This window comes from Bradyrhizobium sp. (genome assembly GCF_049512235.1).
Classification (GTDB): domain Bacteria; phylum Pseudomonadota; class Alphaproteobacteria; order Rhizobiales; family Xanthobacteraceae; genus Bradyrhizobium.
Window position 1 is genome coordinate 1 of the sequence record NZ_JBEKXH010000357.1, and the last position, 6,589, is coordinate 6,589.

Annotated in this window: 6 protein-coding genes and 1 pseudogene; 2 read left to right on the top strand and 5 right to left on the bottom strand. The window is 62.6% G+C overall.

The features are described from left to right. The 3 genes and pseudogenes from ABSG20_RS26085 to ABSG20_RS26095 all read right to left on the bottom strand — a co-directional run. Window positions 1–154 (bottom strand): annotated as a pseudogene (locus tag ABSG20_RS26085) (AhpC/TSA family protein); the annotation flags it as partial. A 53-nt stretch (window positions 155–207) separates the two neighbouring features. Further along, window positions 208–627, bottom strand: coding sequence for an organic hydroperoxide resistance protein (locus ABSG20_RS26090; protein ID WP_423867375.1), 420 nt, complete (start codon window positions 625–627; stop codon window positions 208–210). 73 nt (window positions 628–700) lie between these two features. Next, entirely contained in the window at window positions 701–1,753 is a 1,053-nt protein-coding gene (locus tag ABSG20_RS26095; protein WP_423867371.1) for an alpha/beta fold hydrolase, read from the bottom strand. A gap of 443 nt (window positions 1,754–2,196) precedes the next feature. Here ABSG20_RS26095 and ABSG20_RS26100 point away from each other — a divergent pair, with 443 nt between their 5' ends. Then, window positions 2,197–5,094 carry an ATP-binding protein gene (locus tag ABSG20_RS26100; protein ID WP_423867372.1) on the top strand — a complete coding sequence of 966 codons (2,898 nt, stop codon included), beginning with the start codon at window positions 2,197–2,199 and terminating at the stop codon, window positions 5,092–5,094. Between the two features lie 7 nt (window positions 5,095–5,101). Here the strand turns inward: ABSG20_RS26100 and ABSG20_RS26105 are convergent, their stop codons facing one another. Next, on the bottom strand, window positions 5,102–5,599 hold the full coding sequence (locus tag ABSG20_RS26105) for a hypothetical protein (RefSeq protein ID WP_423867373.1): 498 nt from the start codon (window positions 5,597–5,599) through the stop codon (window positions 5,102–5,104). Between the two features lie 167 nt (window positions 5,600–5,766). Continuing rightward, window positions 5,767–6,105, bottom strand: a complete 339-nt coding sequence (locus ABSG20_RS26110) for an HD domain-containing protein (RefSeq protein WP_423867374.1) — start codon at window positions 6,103–6,105, stop codon at window positions 5,767–5,769. Window positions 6,106–6,191: 86 nt separating this feature from the next. On the opposite strand from ABSG20_RS26110, the gene ABSG20_RS26115 reads away from it, so the two are divergent. After that, window positions 6,192–6,589, top strand: a 398-nt coding sequence (locus tag ABSG20_RS26115; RefSeq protein WP_490338339.1) for a MerR family transcriptional regulator, incomplete at its 3' end; no start/stop codon positions are given.

Sequence of the window (6,589 nt, forward strand, 5' to 3'; positions counted from 1 at the left end):
CCGCCCGGCGGTCCTTCGGGCAGAAACCGCCGCGGCTGAGGACGAGCACCAGGGGATGCGGCCCTTGCAGCTCGGAGAGCTTCCGATGTTTCGCGGTATGGTCGGAAAGCTCGTAGTCCGGGAATATGGTCCCTGGGACGAGGTCGGATCGCATGTCGAATCCTCCGCAATTTCTCCGTTCACGTCACAATAAAGGGCTGGGTCGGCTCAGACCAGATTGATCGCGACGTCGATGTTGCCGCGCGTGGCCTTCGAGTAGGGACAAAGTTGGTCCGCTTCATCCACCAGGGACTGGGCCACCTCGCGCGCAACACCGGGCAGGCTGATGTTGAGGCGGGTGCTGAGAAAGTAGCCGCTGTCCGCCAGATGCAGGTCCACTTCGGCGTCGATGGCGAGGTCAGCCGGCAAGGCGATCTTCCTTTTGCGGGCGGCGAGCCCAATCGCGCTTTCGAAACATGCCGACCAACCGGCCGCAAACAGCTGCTCCGGATTGGTGCCGATCCGCACCGCGCCCGGGACTGAAAGCTTGACGTCCAGGCGACCATCGGAGCTGCGGGACGCGCCGTTTTCCCGCCCACCTATGGTGTGGGTCTTGGCCGTGTACACGACTTTTCCACCTTGCGGCATCGCGCGCTCTCTCTCGAGTTGGGTCATGTGCTCTCCTGTTGCTTGTGTTTGTCCTTGCGCGAGCCGCCATCGATCAACTCTCGGCAACGCCGATGACGGCGGCGGCAAAGGCCTGCGGCGCTTCCTGGGGCAGATTGTGCCCGACGCCGCCCTTGACGGTTCGGTGCGAATATTTGCCCGAGAACATCTTGGCGTAGGCAGCGGGCTCCGGATGCGGCGCGCCGTTGGCATCGCCTTCCATGGTGATGGTGGGCACGGCGATGACAGGGCCCGCGGCAAGCCGCTTTTCCAGATCGTCGTATTTCTGTTCGCCCTCGGCGAGGCCGAGCCGCCAGCGGTAATTGTGGATCACGATGGCGACGTGGTCCGGATTGTCGAACGCGGCGGCGCTTCGATCGAACGTGGCATCATCGAAGTCCCATTTCGGCGAAGCGATCTGCCAGATGAGTTTCGCAAAATCGTGCCGGTATTTGTCGTAGCCTTCCCGGCCGCGTTCCGTGGCGAAGTAATATTGATACCACCATTGCAGCTCGGCCTTCGGCGGCAGCGGGATCTTGCCGCTCTCCTGACTGCCGATCAGATAGCCGCTGACGGAGACCAGGGCCTTGCACCGTTCCGGCCACAATGCCGCGACGATGTCGGCCGTCCGCCCTCCCCAATCGTAGCCGGCCAGCGTCGCCTTCTCGATCTTGAGCGCATCCATCAGGGCGATGGTATCGACGGCGACCGCCGATTGCTGGCCGTTCCGGACCGTTTCACCTGAAAGAAAGCGCGTCGTACCATAGCCGCGCAGATACGGGACGATCACCCGGTAGCCCGCCGACGCCAGCAAAGGCGCGACATCGACATAGCTATGAATGTCGTAGGGCCAACCGTGCAGCAGGATGACCGCGGGTCCATCGGCAGGCCCTGCCTCGGCGTAGCCGACATTCAGGACGCCGGCGTCGATCTGCTTGAGCGAAGCGAACGTGGTGTGCGTCCCCGCCTTGATCCTGGGCAGCTCCGCCGCTTTTGACTTGCCGGGTTGGGCATCCGCAGAACCGATCACGGCAAGCTGAGCGGCAGCAAAGGCCGTAGCTGCGGTGCCAAAAAAGCGACGGCGGTCGTGATTGATTTGTTCTGACATCTCGAGGCTCCATGGTTCGATGGCTTGGGTAAAAGTGCGCCTAGCCGCAGCGACGCGAGGTTCAGCACCTATCCATTCGCGAGGCCCATCGCGACGGTGCTCAAAAGCCGGTGGCGATTCCGGTTGATGGCTTCAGCGGTCTCTTTGCCACACATCGTCCGTCTCCTTTTTGCCGGCGATCTGGAAATGCCGTTGCGGCCCGTTCCAAGGCAGCGCCCACACCTCGCGGAGACCAGTGCCTCGACCCGGCAAAATACCCTCGCCGGGTGTCCAGGTTGGAGCAGACGCCGGGAAATTGCCAGTTATGCGTTGTTAGGCGCTGTTAGCGATTGCCAGCGCTGACGGATTTTTGAGCAGATCGGAACTTTTGGCTCTCGCGCGGGGCCGAGCCTTGGCGTAAAACACTAACCGGATGGGGCGAGGCGGTCACAAAAGACGACGCCATGATGACACCGGCGGCGCAGACCAAAGCGGTCATTTCGTTCGGTCCCTTCAGCCTGGTCGCGGGCGAAAGGCTTCTCACAAAAGACGGTGCGCCGGTGGAATTGAGCGCACGGGCGCTCGAGATTTTGCTGGCCCTGTTGTCGCGTCCCAACGAGGTCGTCAGCAAAAACGATCTATTGGCCCGGGTCTGGCCCGACGTAACGGTGGAAGAAGGCAGTCTGCGGTTTCACATCGCCAATTTGCGCAAGGCGCTGGGCGATGGCAAGGACGGCGCGCGGTACATCACGACCCTGACCGGGAGAGGCTACTGCTTCGTGGCCCCGGTTTCGCGGTCCGACGACCATGGCCGATTGCTTGCTGCGGCCGCCAGTTTTCCGCACGGCAACCTGCCCGCCCGCCTGATCGGAATGGTCGGGCGCGAGAATGACGTTCTCAAGCTGTCGGCTCGGCTGAACGCAACGCGCTTTGTCACCATCGTCGGTTCAGGTGGCGTCGGCAAGACCACGGTTGCGGTCGCGGTCGGGCATCACCTGATCGAGGCCTTCGCGGGCGGCGTGCTGTTCGTCGATCTCAGCATGCTGAGCGATCCCGTCCTGGTGGCCACGGCATTGGCATCCATGCTGGGGCTGTCAGTTCAATCCGATGATGCGACGCCGGGCCTGGTCGCCTATCTGCGCGACCGGCGAATTCTCTTGATCCTCGATACCTGCGAGCATCTGATCGAAGCGGTGGCCGCGCTGGCGTCAACCATCTTCGTGACCGCGCCTGAGGTCCACATCCTTTCGACAAGTCGCGAGGCCCTCCAGGTCGAGGGCGAGCACGTCTACAGATTGGACCCGCTGGCCTGTCCACCTGACGATGCCGGGATCACGGCCGAGATGGCGCAGACGTTCGCCGCGCCAAAGCTGTTCGTCGAACGCGCGGTGGCAAGTGGCGCGCAGTTCGAGTTCGATGACGCGGAAGCTGCCATCGTGGTCGGCATCTGCCGCAAGCTTGACGGCGTGGCGCTGGCGATCGAGTTGGCCGCAAGACGGGTCGAGGCCTATGGCCTGTACCAGACCGCCGCCCTTCTCGATCATCGACTGACGCTGTTCTGGGTGGGGCCGCGCACCGCGCCGCCGCGTCAAAAGACCCTGCAGGCCACGCTGGATTGGAGCTACGGGCTGCTTTCGGAAACGGAACGCCTGGTGCTGCGCCGGCTCGCCATATTCGTTGGACATTTTACCCTCGATGCGGCGCTGGCCGTCGTGACCAGCGCGACGCTGGATCAAGCCGTTGTGTTCGGCGCCATCGACAGCCTCGTTGCCAAGTCGATGGTCGCAACCCGTGCCATCGGGGCCATGATGCGATACCGGCTTCTGGACACGACCCGCGCTTACGCCCTCGAAATCCGCATCGGCGACAGCGATCTCGCTGACCTGGCCGTGCGCCACGCCACCTACTACCGGCGATGGCTGGACCAGGCCGCGACCGAATGGTCGACCCTGTCGACCGGCGTGGAACGGGCACCGCACTTTGCCGGCCTCAACAATGTCCGCGCGGCGCTCGAATGGTGCTTTGGTCCGAGCGGCAATGCCGGGATCGGCGTTGGACTGGCCGCCGCCGCGGTGCCGGTGTTTTTGACGATGTCTCTGCTCCCCGAATGTCATCGCTGGTCGGAGCGGGCAATGCTCGCGCTCGACGATGCCACCCGCGGCGGATCCAATGGGATCCGCAGCGGATCCGATGGGATCCGCGGTGGATCGGAAGAGATGCATCTTCAGGCTTGCCTGGGTATCGCGTCGGAACACATGCACGGACAAAGCGATGCGGCGCGTATCGCGCTGAACCGAAGCCTCGTCATTGCCGAAGAACTCGGCGACGTCCTCAACCAGGTCGGGCTTCTGGGCATGCTGCACATGTTCCACTTCCGCAGCGGCGATTTCATGACCGCCCTGCAATACGCAACGCGTTGCCGCGCCGATGCCGCGACCATCGAGAGTCCGGCCGCTACCGCATTGGCGCATTCGATCTTGGGCAGAACACTGCACTATATGGGCGACCTCAGCGGCGCCCGCACCGAGCTTGAGGCTTTGCTGCGGCACTGGCCGCTGTCGCAGCGCACCGGCACGGTCTATCTTGGCTATGATCGGCACTACCGGGCCGCCATCCATCTGGCACGGACGCTGTGGTTGCAAGGCCATCCCGCGCAGGCCGTGGCACGCGCGCAGCAGACCGTCCGGGATGCCAAACGCTTGGACAATCCGACATCGCTTGCTGTCGTCCTGGTTCTGGCCGCATCGGTATTTCTCTGGACCGGCGATTTCTCAAGCGCCGAAGAACACATCGACGCGTCGATCGCTCTTTCCAGGTCGCATTCCCTTGGGCCGCTTATTGCGGTCGGACAAGCCCGCAAGGGGGAGCTCGCGATCCTCCGGGGCGAGGTAAATCACGGGGTAGAGGGCCTGCGGGCCGCTCTGCAGAAAATCCACGCGGTGCATTACGAACTGCTCACCACGGAATTCAACCTGTCGCTGGTTCAGGGACTTGCAGCGATCGGACAGCCCGCCGAGGCCCTCGCGCTGGTCGACGAGACCATCCGACGGGTGGAGACGAACGGCGCTGCCACCTACATGCCGGAGCTGCTGCGCTTGAAGGGAGGGCTCTTGCTGTCAATGCCGCGGCCCGACGCCGGGACGGCGGAAGCATGCTTGATCCGGTCGCTTGAACTCGGCCGCAGCCAGGGCGCGCGCGCCTTTGAGTTGCGCACCGCGACCGACCTCGCCGCTCTCTTCGCCAGTCAGGGACGATCCGAAAGCGGCCGGGCGCTTCTGCAGCCGGTACTCGAGCAGTTCGCAGAGGGTTCGGATACGGCAGATCTGCAAGCCGCCGCGCGCTTGCTGGCGACGTTGGGGTGATCCGGCTTCAAAACCGCTGGCGCAATTCGTCGAATTCTGCGCGGCATGCCGTGCTGAAATCGCGCAGCAGGTCGATGGTTCCGTCCTTGGCCATCTCGCGCAGCTCGACGAAGGTCTTGTCCGGCTCAAGATACGTATCCAGGATGGTTCGGGCAATATGTTCAGCGCGGTCCACCACCGGCTCGGACGATAAGACCCGCATCCTGCCAAGCTTCGCATAGAGGCCGACCAGGCTTGGAACATCGGCCTCGTCGTGCTGGAGCGCATCGATATAGCACCTTGAGGCTTCCTCGATGAAATCCCTGTAGAGGATCTGGCGGCGGTTCTTCTCGTGGGCGAGCCACTGGGCGCGAAGCTGGAGCCGCTGGGTGAGCCAGTTCGCCATGACGTTTGTCATCCCGCCGACCGCGGTACCCGTTAAAGCCGCCAGCGCGGAAATGATGGAAGCATCCATGGAACGTTCCTTAAAGCGGAAACAGGACCTGCGGGCGCGCCGGCCGGCCAAACGCGACGATCGATGTCAGCGAGTTCGCTGACGTGGATCCTGCCAGCATAGAATCTCTCGCCTCAGGTTTCCATCCGTTCTGCGATGGGACCGAGATCCACCCGCTCGCCCACAGATTGGCGCCAACATTGCTCCTGCGAAAGCCCAGGCGACCAAGCCGCCATGTTTTACGGACGGGGACCTGCGGCACAGGATGCCGCAAGTTGTCCTGCAGCTTCATCAAATTGCGCTTCGAGCCATGCGTTGGTCCCACGCAACCCCGTTGCAACGGCCAGGGCCCAATCAAGATACTCTCGCCGTCGTTGCAGATTCCAATCGTGCGGCGGGCTTTTTACCAGGGATCGCAGATTCGACGTCTTGTCGGCGAGCTTGATGAGCTTGGCCCGCGCGGAGTTTGCTGCCGCATGTTCAACCTGCAGCTTCTTGCGCACGTCCTTTTCCAGGCTCTTGTCATCGGTGACTTCCACCACCAGACCGGCTATGTCGGCATTGAAGACCGACGTCAATTCAATCGAAGGAAAAAAGACGGCCCTTGGGCCCGAATTGAGCTATCGTATAGCCTAATCGCCAACTTTGGCGTTAATGTACCGCCATGCTCCAAACCGCCCTGCGAAAAGATGCCCAACAGCTCGGAATTGGTTTTTACACCGTCCCCGAGGCTGCACGGCTGTTGAAAATCCGGCCGTTGAGCATTCGGCGCTGGCTCGGGGGGTACACCTACACCCATGGCGACAAAACCGTGGAGATGCCGCCGCTGTGGGAGCCGCAGCTTCCGGTGTATGAGCATCACATCGAACTTGGATTCCGCGACCTTATCGAGCTCCGAGTCATCAAAAGCTTTCTCGATAGCGGGTTGACACTCGTCGCAGTGCGCAACTGTCTCGAATATGCCCGCGAGTGTGCCAAAGACGACCGGCCGTTTTCAACACGCCGGTTTCAGACAGACGGCCGAACCATTTTTCTGGATAGTCTGCGCCGAACCGGCGAGGA